This window comes from Profundicola chukchiensis, from assembly GCF_029664245.1.
Lineage (GTDB): Bacteria > Bacteroidota > Bacteroidia > Flavobacteriales > Weeksellaceae > Profundicola > Profundicola chukchiensis.
Window position 1 is genome coordinate 29,378 of record NZ_JANAIE010000006.1, and the last position, 19,290, is coordinate 48,667.

The window sequence follows — 19,290 nt, forward strand, 5'->3', positions numbered from 1 at the left end:
AATTGTATTAAAATATGCCGACAAAAGTAAGCTTTATTTACCTAAAATAAAAACTAAGTGTATAAATAACACTTATTGATATAATGTTTTGTTAAAGTTATGCTTAGTCATATAAATCAAGCACTTAAAATGCTTTTTATCATATCTGCTTTTTAAGGTTTAGATGCTTTAATTTTGTAGTTTTGTCCTATGACACAAGTATTAACTTCAAAGGATTTTGTATCTGATCAAGACATCAAATGGTGTCCCGGTTGTGGAGACTATTCCATCCTAAAACAGATGCAAAGCGTTTTGCCTGAATTAGGCTTAGATAAAGAAGATATTGTATTTATTTCAGGAATCGGATGTTCATCTCGTTTCCCTTATTATATGGATACCTATGGAATGCACAGTATTCACGGTAGGGCTCCAGCTGTGGCTTCGGGGACGAAAATCGCTAATCCAGACCTACATGTTTGGGTGATTACAGGAGATGGTGATAGTTTATCGATTGGTGGAAATCACTTTATACATGCCTTCCGTAGAAATATGGATTTCAATATTTTATTGTTTAACAATGAGATTTATGGTTTAACCAAGGGGCAGTATTCTCCTACATCTACTCAAGGTCTTAAGACAAAATCTTCACCTTATGGTTCAGTGGATTATCCATTTAATCCTTTAGGTGTAGCCTTAGGAGCCGATGCTACATTTGTGGCTCGTTCTATGGATAGAGATCCTGTGCACTTAAGAGAAATGATGCGTCGTACGGCAGAGCATAAAGGAACTTCGCTTTTAGAGGTTTATCAGAACTGTCCGATTTTCAACGACGGAATTTTTGAGGAATTCACCGACAAAAAGAAAAGATCGGCCAATGCTATTTATATAGAACATGGGCAACCTATGATATTTGGAGCAGAGGAGGAGTTAGGTTTAGTATTAGACGGAACCACGCCTCGAGTTGTTAAATATAAGGAGTTGGGCATGAGTGCTGATGATTTATGGATTCATGATGAACAAGATATTACCAAAGCTCAAATTTTGAGTCATTTGTTTGATGATCCAAAAGAAACTGAATTCCCAAGACCTTTTGGTGTACTATATTCTATCGAAAGAAAAACCTATGAAGAGTTGTTGTTTGAGCAATTAAATCATGTAATGGAATCGAATCCATCGCCTAAATTAGATGATATTCTTGCTGGAAAGAACACTTGGGTGGTGAATTAAAATAGTTTTTAATTATGCTTAGTTCTTATTTTTGAGCTAAGAAACATGTTAAGATACTCAATTTATAAGAGTCTTAATTTTTTTTTAATCATTGCTTCATTAGATTTGTATAAATTCTACAATCCAATGAAGCAATATTTTTATTTAGCGGTCGTGTTCGTGACCGTTTTCGCATGTAAAAAGGAAACTGAACAAAAACCAATAGAAGAAATTTCGATGCCAGCTGGTATCAATGTGTCCTTAATGGATACAACTGTTCGTCCACAAGATGATTTCTACAATTTTGTGAACGGAAATTGGATGAAAAACACGGAAATTCCTTCTGATAGAGGTAGATGGGGAAGTTTTGATCAATTAAGAGAGTATACGGACTCTATTTCTTTAAAATTATTGAATAAAACCCTAACCGAAACCCATGAAGCTGGTACGGACAGTCAAAAGGTAGCGGATTTGTTTAATTCAATTATGGATACGGTTGCTCGTGATAATGCTGGAATCGATCCACTTAAGAAAGATTTAGATGCCATCGAGAAAATTGCTAGTTTAGATGATGTTCAAACTTATTTAGAGAAGCAAACGGCTAAAGGACAAAATCCACTTTATTCTTTTTATGTAAGACCTCACACAAAAAACAGTAATAAAAATGCTGTTTATTTAGGGGGTCCAAGTTTAGGGATGAGTAGAGATTATTATCATAAAAATGATAAGGAATCAACAGCTAAATTAATGGCGTACCAAAATTATTTGAAAAACATCTTTGGTTATATTGGCGACGAAAATGCGGAGAAATCAGCGCAGGAAACTTTAGAATTAGAGAAAAAATTAGCTAGTGAAATTTGGAAGTTTGAGCAGTTAAGAGATGCTAACTTACAGTATAATCCTGTTGCAACTGCAGATTTAGCCAATCTTACTAATGCAGTAGATTTTAATAAATACTTTGACTTCTTAGGAGTTAAGACAGATACTGTAATTATCCGTGAGATTAATTATTACAAAAACTTATCTAAGGTCTTAACAGAACAAAATTTAGATAAAATTAAAAAATACCTAAAAGCTGACTTAGTAAATGGAAATGCTCAATATTTAAATAGTGATTTAGAGCAAATGCATTTTGATTTCTATGAGAAAGAATTAAAAGGTATTGACGAAATGCGTGCAAGAGATAAACGTGCATTAGGTACGGTTAACTCAACCATAGGTCAAGCTTTTGGGAAAGTATATGTTGCTGAGTATTTCCCTGCTGAGGCAAAAGAAAAAGCAGAGGAAATGGTGAGATATGTTAGAAAGGCATTTCAGGATCATATCAATAGCAATACTTGGATGACTGACTCTACGAAGGTAAAAGCATTGGCTAAATTAGAGAAGTTCAATGTCAAAATTGGATATCCAGATCAGTGGAAAGATTATTCAGGTTTAACTATTAAGAGTCCAAAAGATGGTGGGTCTTTCTATGAGAACATGAAGAATATTGCAGCTTGGCAATTTCAAGAGAATTTAGACAAGATTGGAAAAGATGTGGATAAATCAGAATGGTTTATGCCACCTCAAATGGTAAATGCATACTACAGTCCATCATTTAATGAGATTGTATTCCCAGCAGCGATTTTACAACCACCTTTCTATAACTTTAAAGCAGATGCAGCAGTAAACTTCGGAGGAATGGGAGCTGTGATTGGTCATGAGATTTCACACGGTTTTGATGACAGTGGAGCTAAATTCGATGGAGATGGAAACTTAAACAACTGGTGGTCTGATACAGATAAGGAGCAATTCTCAGTTTTAGGAGATGCATTGGTAGAGCAATATAACTTATACGAACCTTTAGAAGGTGTATTCGTTAATGGTAGATCTACATTAGGAGAAAACATTGCCGATTTAGGTGGAGTAAATGTGGCTTATGATGGTTTACAATTATATTTAAAAGATAAAGGTAGTCCAGATAATATGGACGGATTTACACCAGACCAGAGATTCTTTATATCTTGGGCAACTATTTGGAGAACTAAGTCAAAAGATGAGGCATTAAGAAATCAAGTTAAAACAGATTTCCACTCTCCAGGTTATTTCCGAGCTATTGGGCCATTAGAAAATATCGACGCTTTCTATAATGCATTCCATGTGAAAGAAGCAGATAAAATGTATAAGCCAGAAGATCAACGAATCAAGATTTGGTAATATGCTAATCCCCAGATTATTTGGTTGGTTTTCTCGAAAAAAGAAGAAAAACGGTCCGGTTAAAAACACTTTTGATGCATTGAGGCATGATGATACATTATATGTAGATGTTAGTTTGGATTACTCTCTTACTGGTGAAACCTATGAAGATAGCGTTAAACTAAATCGAGAAAATTTAGCTGAATTTGAGGCTAAGCATAATAAAGATTTACCCATAATATTATTCGGGAACAACAAAAGCCAGTTGAACAAAATGCACGACGAATTAGAGCATAGAGGATTCACCAAGGTTTTTAATGTTGGGCGTTTAGAGGATCTTAAAAAAGTTAAACAAGAATTAGAATGATAAGAATAAAGTATTTTGTCTTCCTATTAGCAATGATAGGAATGTTGGCATGCAACTCTAAAAAGGAGTCTGCTGTTTCTGATGAAAAACCAGTTGAGGTAGTTGAAAGCTCAGCGAGTGAGGTACCTAATTTTAGTAATCCAGAGTTTCAAAAATATGTAGATGTTTTTGATGAATATGTTGATGAGGGGATTGCTAAATACGAAAACAATGAGTTTTCTACAGATGAGGGTAAAAAGGCTTTAGCGAAATATCAGAAAAACATTAATAAGTATATCCACAAGCTTGAAATAGAAAAGGAAAAAAAGGACGAAAAAGAGCAAATGATGCTTACTGAATATCTTGAAGCTAAAAAGCAAGAGATAGAAGAGAAGGCTAAAGTTCTTTTGGGAGAGTAAAAATTTAATAATAATTAATGGAAGGCTTTGATTAATAGAAATCAATTCATATCTTTGCCGTCCAATTTTTAAAAGAAAATCATGTACGCAATTGTAGAGATAGCAGGGCTTCAGTACAAAGTAAAGAAAGACCAACAGTTGTATGTTAATCGTTTACAGGGTAATGCAGGTGATTCAGTATCATTTGACAAAGTATTACTAACTGACAACGGAAGCATCACGGTAGGCGCCCCAGTTATAGAAGGTGCAGCAGTAGAAGTTAAAATTCTAGAGCACTTAAAAGGAGATAAAGTAGTTGTCTTCAAGAAGAAAAGAAGAAAAGGATACCGTAAGAAAAATGGTTTTAGACCATCTTTAACTAAGGTTGAGGTATTATCTATCCCAGGATCAGATTCTTCTAAATCAGCAGCTAAGTCTGAAAAGAAAGCCGAGCCAAAAGCAAAAGCTTCTTCTAAAAAGGACAAATTAACAGTAGTTGAAGGTATTGGACCAAAAGTTCAAGAGCTTTTAAACGAAAACGGAATTGTTACTTTTAGAGATTTAGCAAACACTTCAGTAGATGCAATCAAAGCTATCTTGGAGCCAAAAGGTGGAATTTATGCATCAATGGACCCAGGTACATGGCCAGCACAAGCTGAAATGGCAGCAGATGGTAAAATGGACGAGCTAAAAGCTTGGCAAGATGAACTAGACGCTGGTAAATAATTAATTAATACTAAAAACTTAAAACAATGGCACATAAGAAAGGAGTCGGTAGTTCGAAAAACGGTCGTGATTCATTATCCAAGCGCCTTGGCGTAAAAATGTTCGGTGGTGAGATCTGTAAAGCAGGTAACATTATCGTAAGACAAAGAGGAACAAAGCACCATCCAGGTGAGAATGTAGGAATGGGGAAAGACCATACTTTATTCGCTTTAACTGATGGAAGAATCGTTTTCACTAAAAAAGGAGAAAACAGATCATTTGTTTCAATTGAACCAGTTAACTAAGAATTAATTTCATAGTAGATATATCAACCGTTTCAGAAATGAAACGGTTTTTTTATGCCCTAAATTCTCATAGCAAGGATTATTGCGCTAATTTGTAACATTTCTTTCAAAAGTACTACCAATACAACGTGAGCGAAGAATCAAAGAAAATAGAATTCACCAAGCTGATAGAGGAGAATCAAGGAATTGTCCACAAGGTTTGTAGGATTTATACAGATGACGCAATGGCGCACAATGATCTCTTTCAGGAGATTGTTCTGCAATTGTGGAAATCTTATGATTCGTTCAAAGGAGATTCTAAGTTTAGCACTTGGATGTATCGTGTGGGAATTAATACAGCTATCACTTTATATCGCAAAAAGAGTAGAAAACCTAGAATCGACAGATTAGATGACCATCATTTCCATATTCAATCAGAGGAAAGAGATGAGAATGTTGAGTTTCAAATTAAAATGCTTAAAAAGGCCATTAATCAGCTCAACGACATCGAACGAGCGCTTGTGCTTCTATATCTAGAAGAGTTGCCGTATAAAGAGATTGCCCAAACTATGGGGATAACAGAGGTGAATGCTCGTGTAAAGATGAACCGTATAAAGAAAAAATTGAAGACCATGTTAAATCCATATAGACCATGAGCAAGGAATTTGACCTAGATAGCCTAAAGGATGCTTGGAAAAGTCAAGTGGATGAGAAAAAGTTTACCTCTGATGAGATATTTGCTATGCTGAAAAGAAAATCTAGCTCTTCGGTGAAATGGATTTTTATGATCAGTTTGGCAGAACTTATCTTAGGAATTGTGATGTACATTTTTATGTTCTCTAATTTCTCAGTTAGTGATTATCATAACCATCTTTTAGAGCAAATGGGATATTGGGCTATTATATATGAAATCATAACTTTCATTTTCTATGGTGCAACATTCTTATTTATTTATATCTTTTTCAGAAGCTATAGACGAATCCATGTGCAAGACAGTATTAGGGAATTAACTAATGACATCATCAACTTTAGAAAAGTTGTGAATTACTTCATTTACTTTAATTTAATTGTCGTTTTCGTGCTATTATGGATTTTCTTAATTCCTATGATTTCTCAGAATCCGGAGTTAATGGATATGGATTGGACATCTGCAACTGGTATAGGGTTTATAGTTGGCGTTTTACTATCATTCTCATTGGTCTTAGCTGTCTTCTGGTTGTACTATTACTTGGTGTATGGAACATTCCAAAGACGTCTTAAACGTAACCTAAAAGAGTTAGACGCATTAGATTAAATGGTATTTTAAAGTAGCACATGAATAAGCTTGGGATTATTGGATATGGTTGGTTGGGATCTAGAATTGCAGATTATCTATCAAGTCAATTTGAAATTTATACCACCACCACAAGTCCCGAAAAATTAGCTGATTTAAAATCCAAATCTATTCAAGTAGAGCTTGTTGAGTTCCCCGACGAAAATAAAGCTCATCAAATTACTGCTTGGGATGTGATTTCTAGCTTAGATGCAATTATAATAACTATTCCATTTTCATCGCGACAATCTTGCGCTAGCTCGTTATTTAATAAAATTCAAAATATTTCAGCCTTTTTAGGAGATTATACGGGACAGCTTTTTATGATGAATTCCACTGGTGTTTATGATAAAGAGGAAAAAGTATATACCGAAGCCGATCAAGCAATTGATAAGGTAAGCAGCGAAAGATTATTTAAGACTAAATTCCCGCAAATCAATATTCTTAGATTAGCTGGTTTAATGGGGGATGACAGATTGTTGAAGAATTATAACGTATCTAATATAGAGGCTCCCGTAAACCATGTGCATTACCAAGATATTGCCCGTGTAGTTCAATTGATGATAGAGCTTGAGCAGCATGCTAAGCTTTATAATGTTGTTGCTCCTATACATCCTTCTAAACAAGATGTAATCAACGCTCAAAATAATGTAGTATATGATGCAGAAAAAGAGGCAAAAGGTAGAATTATTTCTTCAGTAAAATTAATCGAAGAGTTAGATTTTACTTTTAATTATCCTGACCCAAGGTATTTTCATATATAAAATAATTTTCTTTTAAAATCATTCCTTTTAGCATTTTCTGATTCAAATTTTGTCTTGTTTGAATCTTAAGTTTTCTCTTTTCTTACACTCAGTTAACTCGATAATTTTTATAAAATTATTGAAGTCAATTTGCAGAGTTAAATCCAGAAATAAACATAATAAAATTAAAGTTTGACATTAATTTTTAGTGAATCTCCCTAAAATCTCATGATTTTGAGTTGTTTTAAATGGTTTCAAATGTTAAAGTTTTAAATATTTCTTACTTTTTAAAAACTTGATATTCATCGACTCTTTTTTGGACAAAATTCACGCTTTCATTGATTATCAGGTTTATGTGTATTCTCTACACATTTTTTAATTTTATTGAATTATTCTTATTAAATACTATTTATGAATATCAAAAGTTTTGATTTCTTTTAAAATCATTGAATTTTAAGTAATTTATTTATATATATTTGTCAGCATTAATAAATTAAATTTTTTAATGTATGACAAAGTATTACTTTATTTTGCTTGCCTTTATTGGTTTGGCAAGTATGCAATCTCAAGAACTGTTGCGACCCGTAGAGTTGGTCCATAGTGCTGTTAAAGAAACAGACCCAGTTAAGGTTAAATTATTTAAGAAAGCTGAAAAGCAAACATCAGAGCTAAAAGGAGTCTTAACCGACTTTATGGAAGTTGCTTATGATATGGATGGTAAAAAGCAGATCAAAGAAATTCAACCTGAATTTATAGAGGTTGACGTTCCGCTTTCTCCAAGTGAAACAATATCTCTGCAATTAGTTAAAGTTGACATTTACGATGGGAGTAGACAAGTACAAGTTTTCCCAGAAAACAAAATGGTAGATGTTGAAGTTGGTGTGCACTATAGGGGTATTGTTAAAGGAAAGCCGGAAACCATTGCAGCTTTATCTGTTTTTGAAGATGAGTTAATTGGACTTGCTTCTGGAATCTATGGTTCTAACGTTGTAATAGGAAAACTAGAAGGAAGAACTAATCATGTGATTTACATTGATCAACAGATTGCTAAGCATCAAAAATTTGAATGTGCAGTTCCTGATGACAATGTTGCTTATTCAGACGAAGATTTAAAAATTAGTACAGATACAGAAAGTAGAGCAACTTCTAATTGCGTTAGATTCTATATCGAAACAAATTATGATATCTACCGAAATAAAGGAAGCGAAAGCGCTGTATCAAATTTTGCTACGGCTGTTTTAAACCAAGTGATGACTTTATATGCTAATGATAACATTAGTACTAAGTTAATGCCATTAGGAATTTGGACACAACCTTCTCCTTATACAGCTTCTGGAACATTAGATTTAATGAGACAATTCCAGAATTATAGAACTAACTGGAATGGTGATTTAGCACAGCTTTTAGGATTTTCTGGAGGTGGTGGAATTGCCAATGGATTTAATGGAATTTGTAATCCAAACAGATGGGAAAGTATGTCTTACTCTGGAATTAATGCTTACTATAATATCGTTCCAACTTATAGCTGGACTGTACAGGTGATTGCTCACGAGTATGGTCACATAATGGGTTCTCGTCACACACACGCTTGTGTATGGAACGGAAATGGAACGGCTATCGATAGTTGTTCTGGCTTTACAGAAGGAAATTGTTATTTACCAGGAGTTCCTTCAGGTGGTGGAACAATCATGAGTTATTGTCACCAAACAAGTGCTGGAATGAACCTAAGTTTAGGTTTTGGTGTACAACCAGGAAATGTTCTTAGAAATAGAGTCAATAATGGTTCTTGCTTAAGTAGTTGTGGTGGTGTAGAACCTGATCCAGACCCAGATCCAGTGCCTTCATGTATTGATACTTCAGTTGTTTTCAAAACTGATAATTATCCAGGAGAAACATCTTTTAATTTAAAGAATGACAGAGGCGAAATTGTAGCTTATGGTTATAATATTCAATGGTCAAATTATAGATACACAGTTAGTCAGTGTTTGCCTCCAGGATGCTATACACTTACTTTCTATGATACTTATGGAGATGGATTCTGCTGTAGTTATGGAAATGGATATATGCAGTTTTATGAAGGAAACACCATAAGATATAATAGATGGGCGAATTTCGGAAGAAGTATCTCTACTAGAATTTGTATAGATAATACTTCTAAGTCAGTTCAAGATATTGAATATAAAGATGAGATTCCTCCATTTACTACAGAATTTGCAGCGATTTCACCATTTAGTGAGTCTTTAGTTATAAAATTTGAAGAGACTAAAGAGGTTGTAAATGTTAAAAACATGAAGGTTTATGACTTGAAAGGAAACGAAGTTTATTCTCAAGACAATGTTTCATCTAAAGACTTGATTTCTATTAATTCATCTAAATGGATGCCAGGTGTTTATATTGTAAATATGAATAATGATGGTCAACAAAAGTCTATCAAAGTGATTAAAAAATAAAGTGTTTTTAAATTAAGTATTAAAAGGAAAAATCCTCATGGAATTAAGTTTCTATGAGGATTTTGTTTTTTAAGCACTTCAGGTTTTTTTAGTAAAATTCTTTATTGATTTTTCTTTGTTCCAAGGGAAATCTTGAAAATATCGTATCCTATTCCCATTCCGAACCAAAGGTTTCCATTGGATTCCCATCGATATTCACTTTGATTGTTTATGTGATCAACACCCACGTACATTCCTGCATTAACTCTATGGTACTCTAACATGATACCGGTGAAAAAATTAAGCGAAGAAATTGTTTGCGCTTTATCATCACTGATTCCTGACGCATTACTAGAATTTAAATTTACATTGCCTATACCAGATCCAATTTGCACATTTAGTTTAGCCCTATAAACTCTAATTAGACTCCAATTTAATGTAGTGCTTAAGTTAAAGTTTGTGTCAAAGGTAAAATCACCTTGTGGTCGAGCTTTGAATGGTAATGTCAAAATTCCTATAGAAAGCTTATCATCGTGTTTATACTCTTCATGACTTTCATTAAACTCTTTTCTAGCGACTGTGTAAATCTTGTCATTGTAATGAACTTGTTTAGTAGAGTCATTTTTAAAATGTAATGCTTTTAGGTAAATTTTGGTACTATCAACCTTATTAATATTATACAATAAATAAGGCTCTAAATATTGAACTGAATCCTTATTTTCTCCGATAATATTATCAAAGCTTTTGACTTTTAAGTGAGAGATTAACCTAACTGTTTCTCCTACTTTCTGTGCCGATGAATAATTGGAAATTAAGATAATACTAAGTAAATAAAATAGATTTTTAAACTTTTTCATAATAATTGAATTTTGTTTAATAAATCTATGATAAATTTAACTTAAATTAATTATAATTTAATTAAAATAACATATAATTACTAATTTTGTTTTTAATGGTTTGTTTTAGGATAGAATAAATAATTTAAAGCATTGAATATTTAAAATAAACTTATTTTAAATTATTAAGTTTAACTTCTTATGAATTATGTAGATGATAAGCGTCAATTAACTATAATATTTAATGAATCTTTGATAAAATTGAATTGTATGTAAGTTAAATAGGTTAAAAGCCTTAAATGCATATAGTTTTACATATAAGGCTTTACTGTTATTAATAAACTTTTATTCTTATAGAATAATTATTCCACTACAATAGGAAAAAGTGCCATCATATCGGTAGCGCCACCAACGGAACTTCCAAAGTTGTTATTGGCTTGATCATTTACCTCAGTAGGTTGATGTTTTAACTCAATCTGAAGGTTTCCTGTACTGCTAGCTAAAGCTGTGATTCTAGTTTTAACGCCAATTTTGGTACCATCATTTCGTGTAGATTCAGCATCGTCGGTTCTTTCAAAATCAATATTTAAAGAATTTGATTTAGCGTACAAAAAGAAATGTTCCTCTACAGCTTCAAGTGTTTCATGCAGAATATTATGCTCATCTCCTTCATGGTCCTCGTGGTCGTCATGCTCTTCCTGGTCTTCGTTATGTTCATGGTTGTCTTGACCATTCAATGCAATAATCTCGAAATTGTAGATTTTTCCGCTAGTTAAATAGATAGTTTCACCTAAATTATTCCCTGCAATGAATTCGTATTGAACTGGATTTTCTCCATTTAGGTCGGTTCTTTCAATCACAAGCTCGTGAATTCCCTCGTGATCATGGATATGTTCGGGAATGTCATCATTGCTACAAGATGTAAATAAAAATGTAATTAATAATATGCTAAGTATGTTGTATGGTATTGATTTCATGATATTAAAGTCTTAAAAATTGTAAATAAATTGTAATTGAAACTGTCTTCCCATCTCATCTGCGTAGTATCTAAAACGATTTAAATAATTACGATAAGATGTATTGGAAATGTTGTTGATTTTTCCATTGATTTGCAATGGATGATTAAAAAGGTTAATCGAAACTCCGGCTTTTAGGCTCATTAAGAAATAGGAAGAAGGCGGTGTGCTGATATCAACCAACTTGCTCACTTGTTCGCCATTTTCTAAAATATTGATGGTGAAATTATAATCTGCAAAGCGATTTTGCTCTGCTACCCATTGTGAACTAAATGAAATATAAGGTTCAAGCTTGCTATTCCATGCATAGCTTAATTCTTGACTCCATTCAAAAGGCGGCATCTGAATCAATGCTAAATTATTGGTTTTATCATTCGCATAAACATAAGAAAGCTGATGACTCCACGATAAAGCTTGATTAATATCTAAATCGATATCCAAATCAATCCCCGAAATTTCGGCATCTATTTGTTTGAACTTCCACACAGGAAACGCTCCACGAATGGTGTATTCAGCACCTGAAGGAATTTGATAAATATAATCTTGAATGTAATTATGATATGCTAAAACGTTTAAGTTAAGCCCATTTAAAAACGCTACATTTTGAATATAATTAAGAGTAATTTTATGCGCCTTTTCTGGGTTTAAACTTACATCTCCTAGTTCAATAGAAACAGCCGAATGATGTAATCCTTCACTAAACAATTCTGCCGGATTAGGCGGGCGATTGGCATAGGCATAATTCATAGATATCTCACTGTCATTGTTGGGAGCAAAGCTAGCACCCAAGCTTGCTGAAATATTGTGATAATCTAGCTTAAAGTGAGTTAACCATTCATTCCCAAAATCTCCTATGATGTTATTTGCATATAATTCATTGTAGTTCATGGAATTCCAATAACGTTTAAAATAATACTTTTTGGTATCCATATGCATAAAATCATATCTCAAACCTGTATTAAATTTCCACTGAAAATTAGGACGAAAATTCGCCGAAACAAAAGCACCGGTTTTCCATTTATTAAAATCAGGAATTAAGCGCTTATTCTGAGTTTTAGGATCAGAATAATTATGCTGAAAATTAAAATCTACGCCCGTCTCAAGATTAAAATGATCTAAATTATCAATCGATAAATAGGCCTCCACTGAATGTGTACTCAACTCAACGTCCATGGATGGAATATCTGTTACTTCGCCAATCCTAACATCATATTCTTGACGTTTATTAAATTGAAAAGAATATTGTGTTTCTAATTTTCCGAAATTCTGAAACCTCTTCTCATATTTTAATTTAGCCAAGTGATGTTGAACATTTTGAAAAGGTTTATCAATTCTATAAGTAAAATCGTCTTTTACAGTAGGTTCGGTTGCATTTATTGCGTCGGCTAAATCACTTAAATTCCCTAAGTGAGAAGCCTTCATAATGCCTAAATCTGTATCAAAATAGCTATAAGATAAACTTATCTTACGTTTAAAATCGCCATAAGTTAATTCTGTAACAAAGGCTTTTTGCTCACTGCCACTATTGCTCAAATAGTAATCAGGAGCTTTAAAATCTCCATGCTTTTTATAAGAAGCTTGAGCTTGAAATGCCCAATGAGAGTTAAAACCTTTTTGAATAGCTGCATTCAGATTTCCTCCTCTACCATTAGAAATCCCCGTCATAGAAACGACTCCTTTTAGCGTATCTCTTTTAGGTAGCTTTGGAAGTTCGGTGATAACAATACCACCAATCGCGTCACCTCCGTAGCGTAGGGCAGAAGCTCCCTTCAAGATTCGAATGTCTTCAAAGGCATTTAAATCTATATTGGGCGCATGTTCGGCACCCCATTCCATATCTTCTTGTCGCACTCCCTGGTTCATCATGATAATTCTGCTACTATGCATACCATGAATCATAGGTTTTATAATGTTGTTTCCTGTTTCTAATCCCGAAACTCCACTTACTGATTTAAGTAAATATCCAATCGTTTCTACGCTATTCTTATTGATTTCTTCTTGGTGAATATGCGTTTCAGATTGAGTATCAACGGCTCGTTTTTGAAATCCTTTAGCTTCAATACTTTCTAGTTGAATGATATGATGTTCTAAGAACCAAGATACAGTTTCATTTTGGTTTAAGGTAAGCATCTCTTGTAAGGGTTCGCATTCTTCGTGTGTAACCAATACTTCATAATCACCTTGACATAAATTCTCAAAGGAGAAATATCCATTCTCGTCGGTGAGTTGATTTAAATTTAAAGCTGGAATACTAACTAATGCTTCGTCTAAAGTTTGATTATCGTGAAAGTCGATGATATGACCTTCAAACTTTAAGTCACAATTTTGTGCATTCACCAATGCTATGGCACTCATAGCCAAGCAGGTTAAATATATTTTCATTAAATTATTTTTGAATTGTAAATGTCAGACTATTAGAGGTTTAATGCCTGTTGAATTAATGATATAAGTTGAATTCAAAGATGAATATAGCGAATGGCTATAAGCATTGAATTAACTTAAGAAATTTGATATGTACAATTCAAATAAGGTGGTGCCCTAAGATTAAAGTGAAAGGCTAAATAAGATGAAACTAATTTATTCTTAGTTTCAATTATCTCTCTAGAAATATATTCTTCGCCTAAGGAATTAGAAAGTTCAACCGATTCTGGGTTTAAGAAATTACCTTGCCCAAAACTCAGAAGATTGATGTAAGTACAATCATCTAAAGCATTTTTAGTCGACTCTTGATGATCTAAACTATGTGCATAGAAGTGTACCGGAGTGATACTCAAAAAGTAAAACCCGATAAAAACACTCAGTAAGATTGTTTTTAAAAATTGCACGCCGTAAAATTAGAAAATCTTACTTAGTAGAAAACTTATTTCTATAATTTTCGAAATTATTTAACAGCTCCTTTTCTTTGGATTTAGGCATTCTCCTATAAACTTCTCCTTTTTCCTCTAAGGCTGGAAATTCAGATTTTTCTTTTATCAATTCAATGGCTTGTAAGAGCATATCAATCTCTAAACGATATTGTCTGTAAGCTAGCGAATGAAAAGTGTCGTTATCATAAATAGGAACCAATTTACGATCGATCATAAAACCTGCATCGGCTTGTTCATTTACAAAGTGAGATGTGACACCAATAGGTTTATCATTAAAAATAGCCCATTTTAGAGCATCTAAACCACGAACTTCTGGCAAATAAGCCGGGTGTGAGTTGATCAATTTATGATTCAAAACCAATTCTGCCGGTAGAATTCCTGCGCCTGCAATTAAGATTGCGTCGGGTTTGGATTCATTAAATATTTCAAACAAGTCAGTAACTTCAACTTTCTGAAATTGATAATTAAAGTTAGCAGCTAATTGCTCTGGGTAAATATCGTGACAATCACTCGGACGATGAGAATAAATCGGTTTAAAAGGGTTTTCTCTTTTTACAAATGGCAAAGCATAAAGCTTCACATCCTGATATCCTTTGGCTTTTAATCCGAAAACTACATCTTGTGTTTTTCTGTGGGGATGGTCATAAGTAATGACCGCAATTTTATCCTTATTCATTATTTAGACTGACCGATAATTATAGTTGAATGAGCTGGAATTTCTAATCCTTTTTCAGAAACAATATTGTCTGAAGAATCAATTAAATTGGTTTTAATATTCAATCCATTTAATGAGATTTCTGAAACATATTGAGGATGCTTAGAGTAGTTCTGTAATACTGCAATTAAGTCATCGTTTTTCTTAATAATAAAATGTAGACCTTGATTTTCAGCTTTTAAAACTTCATATTCAGCTCTCTCTCCGTTGTTCCAAAGTGCAGGATTGTTTTTATAAACTGAGATTAAATTCTTGAAATAATCAGCATATTCATAATTACCCCAATCGATTGGATCTTTTTCAAAAAACTCTAATTGCTTTTTAAATCCAGCTTCCTGACCACTGTAAATTAATGGCATTCCGCCCATTACGTAAGTTAAAGCATTATAATTCTTTAAGTTCAATCCAAACTTATCACTTTCTAAATAATTCCAAGAGTTCTCATCATGATTAGTTGTAAAGTACATGATGATATCATCGGCTTTATACTTATTGTTTCTTTCTTGAACATAGTCGATCACTGCGTTAAAACTTTTGTTGTTATCAGCGATATCTATCATAATATCTTTTAGTGGCCAACCATATGTCATGTTAAATGCTTGGTGTAATTCTGGTTCTGCACCTTCAGCTAACATAAAAACAGGCTTAATTTCATCTAATTTTTTTCTCGTATCAATCCAGAAATCCATTGGAACCATTTCTGCTACATCACATCTAAATCCATCGATGTTTGCTTCTTTAACCCAAAACATCATGGCGTCTTGCATAGCTGCACGCATGTCTTGGTTATCATAATTTAGGTCAGCTACGTCCAACCAATCTGTTCCAACTGTAGGAATAGGAGCATTGCCTAAACTATCTTTGGTATAATAATCTAAATTATCTTTAATCCAAACATTGTCTGGCGAAGAGTGGTTAGCAACCCAATCAATTATCACTTTCATTTCTAAGCCATGTGCCTTATCAACCAAAGCTTTGAAATCATCCATATTTCCGAACTCAGGGTTAACTGCTTTATAATCCTTAACGGCATAATAGCTACCCAAACTTCCTTTTCTGTTTTTCTCTCCAATCGGATGGATAGGCATCAACCAAATAATGTCGATTCCCATATCTTTCAAACGCTGTAAATCTTCAGTTACAGCCTTAAAATTACCTTCCTCTGAATACTGACGGATATTTACCTCGTAAATCACAGCGTTTTTAGCCCAATCAGGTTGTTTAATTTCTAGATTTTCTACCATGGTTGAATCTTTTGCTTGATCCTGCACTTTAACTTCGGCTTCTTGTTTCTGACAAGAAGTAAATAGCGTTGTAAAAGAGAATAATGAAAGAATGAGTGCCTGTTTGAACATTATATTGGAGATTTGTTTTTGATTGGTCACAAAGATAGCAGAAACCCTGCCTAATATCAAATGGAGAAAAATTAATTTTTTAATCTAAAGAGTGTTCTTTTTGCTTATAAAACTTGGGCATGGTCCTCCATAAATAAACATCTAACAAACATTTAACCCTCGCTAAATATTCTCTAAAATGTGTTTTCATGGAGTTTTTAATTTTAACAGCTTGTGCGTTGTATCCCGTTGCATTCATACCATGGTGATTCGCTATAAATACAGCTCGTTCATTATGAAATGGTTGAGAGACAATTATGATTTCATTTTGCCCAAAAACTTCTTTGGCTCTGATAACAGAATCTAAGGTGCTAAAACCAGCAAAGTCTTCAACAATCGCTGCTTCTGGAACGCCCAATTGAATGAGATAATTTTTCATATCTCGTGTTTCATTGTATTCCATCAAACTATTATCACCAGAAACGATGATAAATTTAACCTTATCTTCATCATAAAGCCTTTTTACGGCTTCCATTCTGTATTTAAAAAATCGATTAATGCCACCGCCGACTACGTATTTAGATGTTCCAAGCACAAGTGCCGTCTTGGTGGGCTCAATCTCTTGAATATTATTCGTGATTTGATCTCTAGTAGATTGGCTAATCCACTCATAGCTACCAAATAAAATTAGGAATAGCACAGCCAAAGCAGTAAAGAAAGTTATGCTCAAGTATTTCAGAATAGCTTTAATCTTCTTCCTCATTATCTAAATCAACGTGTTTTAGAATGTTTTCGTCTATCTGTTTACTTGCTTTTGCGCCTAATTTCTTAAGTTTTTGAATATTCTTGAATAAATTTCTATTTCCAGTGAGTTTCTTCATTGCAGAATCATATGAACCTTTAGCGGTATCCATTTGATTACCAACTTTCACTAACTCATTTAATAAGTTGGCGAAGGTGTCATATAATAATCCTGCCTGGGTTGCAATATCAATGGCATTTTTCTTTTGTTTTTCATTTTGCCATAAAGTATCAATTGTTCTTAAAACTGCTAATAGCGTAGTAGGAGTAACTAATATAATATTCTTCTCAAAAGCATCTCGATAGAGAGAGGGCGAAGTTTGAGAGGCCAGCGCAAATGCACTTTCTATTGGAATAAACAGCATCACAAAATCTAATGAGTCCATTTCATAGAGTTTGTGGTAGTTTTTACTGCTCAATTGATCTATATGCCGCTCAATTGATCTATAATGCATTTTCTGCCACTGTGCTCGCTCGTCATTTTCACTTGAATTGACATATTTTTCATAGGCTGTCAATGAAACTTTTGAGTCAATAATAATTTTCTTATTTCCAGGGAGGTGTATAATTACATCCGGCAACAATCTTCTTCCATCTTCTGTCTGAAAGGATTGTTGAACAAAGTATTCTTGATCTTTTTGTAAACCAGATTTCTCCAATACAGATTCAAGGATCATCTCTCCCCAGTTTCCTTGAGTTTTAGATTCACCTTTCAACGCACGTGTCAAATTATTTGCCTCTTTAGACATTTGCTCGTTGAGTTCTTTGAGACCAATAATTTGTTGACGAAGTTTTGCGCCGTGTTCAATACTTTCCTTGTGCGTATTTTCAACTCGTTTTTCAAATCCTTGAATTCTTTCTTGCAAAGGATTTAAAAGAACGCTTAAGTTTTCTTGGTTTTGTTTGGCGAATTTCTCTGATTTCTCATCTAATATCCTTTGAGCTAAATTTTCAAACTCTGTACTGAATTTTTTATTTAATTCTTCTAACTGGGCTCGCTCTTCATTTAATCTATTAATTAAATTTTCGTTTTCTGAATTAGCTTTAGTCAATGAAATTTGTAAATCATTCCTTAATAATTCTGTATCGTAGAGTTGCTTGTTAAGCTTTGTAATATCAATTTTAAATTCATCAATTCTGTTTTCCAGGCTTTCTTTTAGGGTAGACAAAGAAGTGATGTCCTGCGCCATCAACGAATTGTCCTGTTGCAATCTTTCTATTTTAGCATTTAAGTTTAATAATTGTTCCTCTGTTGTCTGCTTATAATCATTGAATGTTTCTCTTAACAAAGCTTCTCTATCTGTAATTTGATTTAATCTTGAAGCATACTGATTCTTCAAGAAAATGTAAACTAAATAGATAACAACAATTAGTAAAAGGATAACAATCAAGAGCATCCAAAAGGTATCGGCAAGATTCGGCATAAAAATTGTTAAAATAATGTAAAAATCAATCTAATTTACGACTATAATATGGATTTTATAATAGAAAACGGACAAATGCTCATAGCTTTTTTCCTTGGAATTGGGCTAGCCGCTTCGGCGGGCTTTCGTGTGTTTCTACCTCTTTTTGCGCTGAGTTTGGCTGCTAAATTTGGATTTGACTTAAACGAAGAATGGGCTTGGGTAGGTAGCTGGACGGCTATCATCACTTTGGGTGTAGCGACTTTGGTGGAAATCGGAGCTTATTTTATCCCTTGGATAGATAACTTGTTAGATTCTATCGCAGTTCCTTTGGCAGGAATTGCTGGAACGATGTTAATGGCTTTATCACTTGGTGATGCAAGTTCAGAGGTAATTCAATGGGGATTGGCCATAATTGCGGGTGGAGGAACAGCCGCTGCTGTTAAAGGTACGGCAGCGAGTGCACGGATGGCTTCTACAGCTACTACGGGAGGTACTGGGAACTTTATCGTATCTTCCACAGAAACGGCTGCAGCCGGTATTTTGAGTGTCACTGCGATCGTATTCCCAATTTTAGCTTTTGTATTGGTTTTAGTAGTTTTCTACTATATCTACAAAGGCTGGAAATATATAAATAATAAAAGAAAAAGAGCTTCAAGTTAGTTTTAAGGCTCAATGAAAAATATAAACTCCGTATTGATTACGGAGTTTTTTTTATGGATGAGATTTTTAATTTTAAAC

Annotated in this window: 19 protein-coding genes; 11 read left to right on the top strand and 8 right to left on the bottom strand. The window is 33.6% G+C overall.

Annotation, left to right across the window (positions count from 1 at the left end; genetic code table 11):
- The first annotated feature begins 189 nt into the window (after window positions 1-189).
- From NLM59_RS08910 to NLM59_RS08955, 10 genes are all read left to right on the top strand, one after another.
- A complete protein-coding gene (locus NLM59_RS08910) occupies window positions 190-1,206 on the top strand; it encodes a 2-oxoacid:ferredoxin oxidoreductase subunit beta (protein WP_304417428.1) in 1,017 nt (338 codons plus the stop codon).
- 126 nt (window positions 1,207-1,332) lie between these two features.
- The gene (locus NLM59_RS08915; RefSeq protein WP_304417429.1) at window positions 1,333-3,381 is read left to right on the top strand and encodes a M13 family metallopeptidase; all 2,049 of its coding nucleotides are present in this window, start codon (window positions 1,333-1,335) and stop codon (window positions 3,379-3,381) included.
- Window position 3,382: 1 nt separating this feature from the next.
- Window positions 3,383-3,727: a hypothetical protein gene (locus NLM59_RS08920; protein WP_304417430.1), complete on the top strand. Its 345-nt coding sequence runs from the start codon at window positions 3,383-3,385 to the stop codon at window positions 3,725-3,727.
- On the top strand, window positions 3,724-4,125 hold the full coding sequence (locus NLM59_RS08925; RefSeq protein WP_304417431.1) for a hypothetical protein: 402 nt from the start codon (window positions 3,724-3,726) through the stop codon (window positions 4,123-4,125). The genes NLM59_RS08920 and NLM59_RS08925 overlap by 4 nt, the downstream gene beginning before the upstream one ends.
- 81 nt (window positions 4,126-4,206) lie before the next feature.
- Window positions 4,207-4,830 (top strand): 50S ribosomal protein L21, encoded by a 624-nt coding sequence (rplU, locus tag NLM59_RS08930; RefSeq protein WP_304417432.1) that lies wholly within the window; start codon window positions 4,207-4,209, stop codon window positions 4,828-4,830.
- Between the two features lie 26 nt (window positions 4,831-4,856).
- Window positions 4,857-5,114, top strand: coding sequence for a 50S ribosomal protein L27 (gene rpmA / locus NLM59_RS08935; protein ID WP_304417433.1), 258 nt, complete (start codon window positions 4,857-4,859; stop codon window positions 5,112-5,114).
- A gap of 128 nt (window positions 5,115-5,242) precedes the next feature.
- On the top strand, window positions 5,243-5,749 hold the full coding sequence (locus tag NLM59_RS08940) for an RNA polymerase sigma factor (RefSeq protein WP_304417434.1): 507 nt from the start codon (window positions 5,243-5,245) through the stop codon (window positions 5,747-5,749).
- Complete coding sequence (locus NLM59_RS08945; protein WP_304417435.1) at window positions 5,746-6,387, top strand: hypothetical protein; 642 nt, start codon at window positions 5,746-5,748, stop codon at window positions 6,385-6,387. Before NLM59_RS08940 ends, NLM59_RS08945 begins: the two co-directional genes overlap by 4 nt.
- Before the next feature lie 20 nt (window positions 6,388-6,407).
- Window positions 6,408-7,169, top strand: coding sequence for a Rossmann-fold NAD(P)-binding domain-containing protein (locus NLM59_RS08950; protein ID WP_304417436.1), 762 nt, complete (start codon window positions 6,408-6,410; stop codon window positions 7,167-7,169).
- A gap of 488 nt (window positions 7,170-7,657) precedes the next feature.
- Window positions 7,658-9,598, top strand: coding sequence for a zinc-dependent metalloprotease (locus NLM59_RS08955; protein WP_304417437.1), 1,941 nt, complete (start codon window positions 7,658-7,660; stop codon window positions 9,596-9,598).
- Window positions 9,599-9,699: 101 nt separating this feature from the next.
- On the opposite strand, the gene NLM59_RS08960 is transcribed toward NLM59_RS08955, so the two are convergent.
- The 8 genes from NLM59_RS08960 to rmuC form a co-directional block, all read right to left on the bottom strand.
- Entirely contained in the window at window positions 9,700-10,434 is a 735-nt protein-coding gene (locus tag NLM59_RS08960; RefSeq protein ID WP_304417438.1) for a hypothetical protein, read from the bottom strand.
- 341 nt (window positions 10,435-10,775) lie between these two features.
- Window positions 10,776-11,390: a hypothetical protein gene (locus NLM59_RS08965; RefSeq protein WP_304417439.1), complete on the bottom strand. Its 615-nt coding sequence runs from the start codon at window positions 11,388-11,390 to the stop codon at window positions 10,776-10,778.
- A gap of 12 nt (window positions 11,391-11,402) precedes the next feature.
- Window positions 11,403-13,811 carry a TonB-dependent receptor gene (locus NLM59_RS08970; RefSeq protein ID WP_304417440.1) on the bottom strand — a complete coding sequence of 803 codons (2,409 nt, stop codon included), beginning with the start codon at window positions 13,809-13,811 and terminating at the stop codon, window positions 11,403-11,405.
- 116 nt (window positions 13,812-13,927) lie between these two features.
- Window positions 13,928-14,203, bottom strand: a complete 276-nt coding sequence (locus NLM59_RS08975) for a hypothetical protein (protein ID WP_304417441.1) — start codon at window positions 14,201-14,203, stop codon at window positions 13,928-13,930.
- 70 nt (window positions 14,204-14,273) lie between these two features.
- On the bottom strand, window positions 14,274-14,972 hold the full coding sequence (locus NLM59_RS08980) for a formyltransferase family protein (protein ID WP_304417442.1): 699 nt from the start codon (window positions 14,970-14,972) through the stop codon (window positions 14,274-14,276).
- Entirely contained in the window at window positions 14,972-16,366 is a 1,395-nt protein-coding gene (locus NLM59_RS08985; protein ID WP_304417443.1) for an alpha-amylase family glycosyl hydrolase, read from the bottom strand. The genes NLM59_RS08980 and NLM59_RS08985 overlap by 1 nt, the downstream gene beginning before the upstream one ends.
- Before the next feature lie 79 nt (window positions 16,367-16,445).
- Window positions 16,446-17,108: a SanA/YdcF family protein gene (locus tag NLM59_RS08990; protein ID WP_304417444.1), complete on the bottom strand. Its 663-nt coding sequence runs from the start codon at window positions 17,106-17,108 to the stop codon at window positions 16,446-16,448.
- Window positions 17,092-18,570 (bottom strand): DNA recombination protein RmuC, encoded by a 1,479-nt coding sequence (gene rmuC / locus NLM59_RS08995; protein WP_304417445.1) that lies wholly within the window; start codon window positions 18,568-18,570, stop codon window positions 17,092-17,094. Before rmuC ends, NLM59_RS08990 begins: the two co-directional genes overlap by 17 nt.
- A 48-nt stretch (window positions 18,571-18,618) precedes the next feature.
- On the opposite strand from rmuC, the gene NLM59_RS09000 reads away from it, so the two are divergent.
- The gene (locus NLM59_RS09000) at window positions 18,619-19,212 is read left to right on the top strand and encodes a DUF4126 domain-containing protein (RefSeq protein ID WP_304417446.1); all 594 of its coding nucleotides are present in this window, start codon (window positions 18,619-18,621) and stop codon (window positions 19,210-19,212) included.
- Window positions 19,213-19,290: the final 78 nt, after the last annotated feature.

What these genes read in the sequence shown, in the direction of transcription:
- NLM59_RS08910 (WP_304417428.1), top strand. Translation starts at nt 190, where the DNA reads ATGACACAAGTATTAACTTCAAAGGATTTTGTATCTGATCAAGACATC.
- NLM59_RS08915 (WP_304417429.1), top strand. Translation starts at nt 1,333, where the DNA reads ATGAAGCAATATTTTTATTTAGCGGTCGTGTTCGTGACCGTTTTCGCA.
- NLM59_RS08920 (WP_304417430.1), top strand. Translation starts at nt 3,383, where the DNA reads ATGCTAATCCCCAGATTATTTGGTTGGTTTTCTCGAAAAAAGAAGAAA.
- NLM59_RS08925 (WP_304417431.1), top strand. Translation starts at nt 3,724, where the DNA reads ATGATAAGAATAAAGTATTTTGTCTTCCTATTAGCAATGATAGGAATG.
- rplU (WP_304417432.1), top strand. Translation starts at nt 4,207, where the DNA reads ATGTACGCAATTGTAGAGATAGCAGGGCTTCAGTACAAAGTAAAGAAA.
- rpmA (WP_304417433.1), top strand. Translation starts at nt 4,857, where the DNA reads ATGGCACATAAGAAAGGAGTCGGTAGTTCGAAAAACGGTCGTGATTCA.
- NLM59_RS08945 (WP_304417435.1), top strand. Translation starts at nt 5,746, where the DNA reads ATGAGCAAGGAATTTGACCTAGATAGCCTAAAGGATGCTTGGAAAAGT.
- NLM59_RS08950 (WP_304417436.1), top strand. Translation starts at nt 6,408, where the DNA reads ATGAATAAGCTTGGGATTATTGGATATGGTTGGTTGGGATCTAGAATT.
- NLM59_RS08955 (WP_304417437.1), top strand. Translation starts at nt 7,658, where the DNA reads ATGACAAAGTATTACTTTATTTTGCTTGCCTTTATTGGTTTGGCAAGT.
- NLM59_RS08960 (WP_304417438.1), bottom strand. Translation starts at nt 10,434, where the DNA reads ATGAAAAAGTTTAAAAATCTATTTTATTTACTTAGTATTATCTTAATT.
- NLM59_RS08965 (WP_304417439.1), bottom strand. Translation starts at nt 11,390, where the DNA reads ATGAAATCAATACCATACAACATACTTAGCATATTATTAATTACATTT.
- NLM59_RS08970 (WP_304417440.1), bottom strand. Translation starts at nt 13,811, where the DNA reads ATGAAAATATATTTAACCTGCTTGGCTATGAGTGCCATAGCATTGGTG.
- NLM59_RS08980 (WP_304417442.1), bottom strand. Translation starts at nt 14,972, where the DNA reads ATGAATAAGGATAAAATTGCGGTCATTACTTATGACCATCCCCACAGA.
- NLM59_RS08985 (WP_304417443.1), bottom strand. Translation starts at nt 16,366, where the DNA reads ATGTTCAAACAGGCACTCATTCTTTCATTATTCTCTTTTACAACGCTA.
- NLM59_RS08990 (WP_304417444.1), bottom strand. Translation starts at nt 17,108, where the DNA reads ATGAGGAAGAAGATTAAAGCTATTCTGAAATACTTGAGCATAACTTTC.
- rmuC (WP_304417445.1), bottom strand. Translation starts at nt 18,570, where the DNA reads ATGCCGAATCTTGCCGATACCTTTTGGATGCTCTTGATTGTTATCCTT.
- NLM59_RS09000 (WP_304417446.1), top strand. Translation starts at nt 18,619, where the DNA reads ATGGATTTTATAATAGAAAACGGACAAATGCTCATAGCTTTTTTCCTT.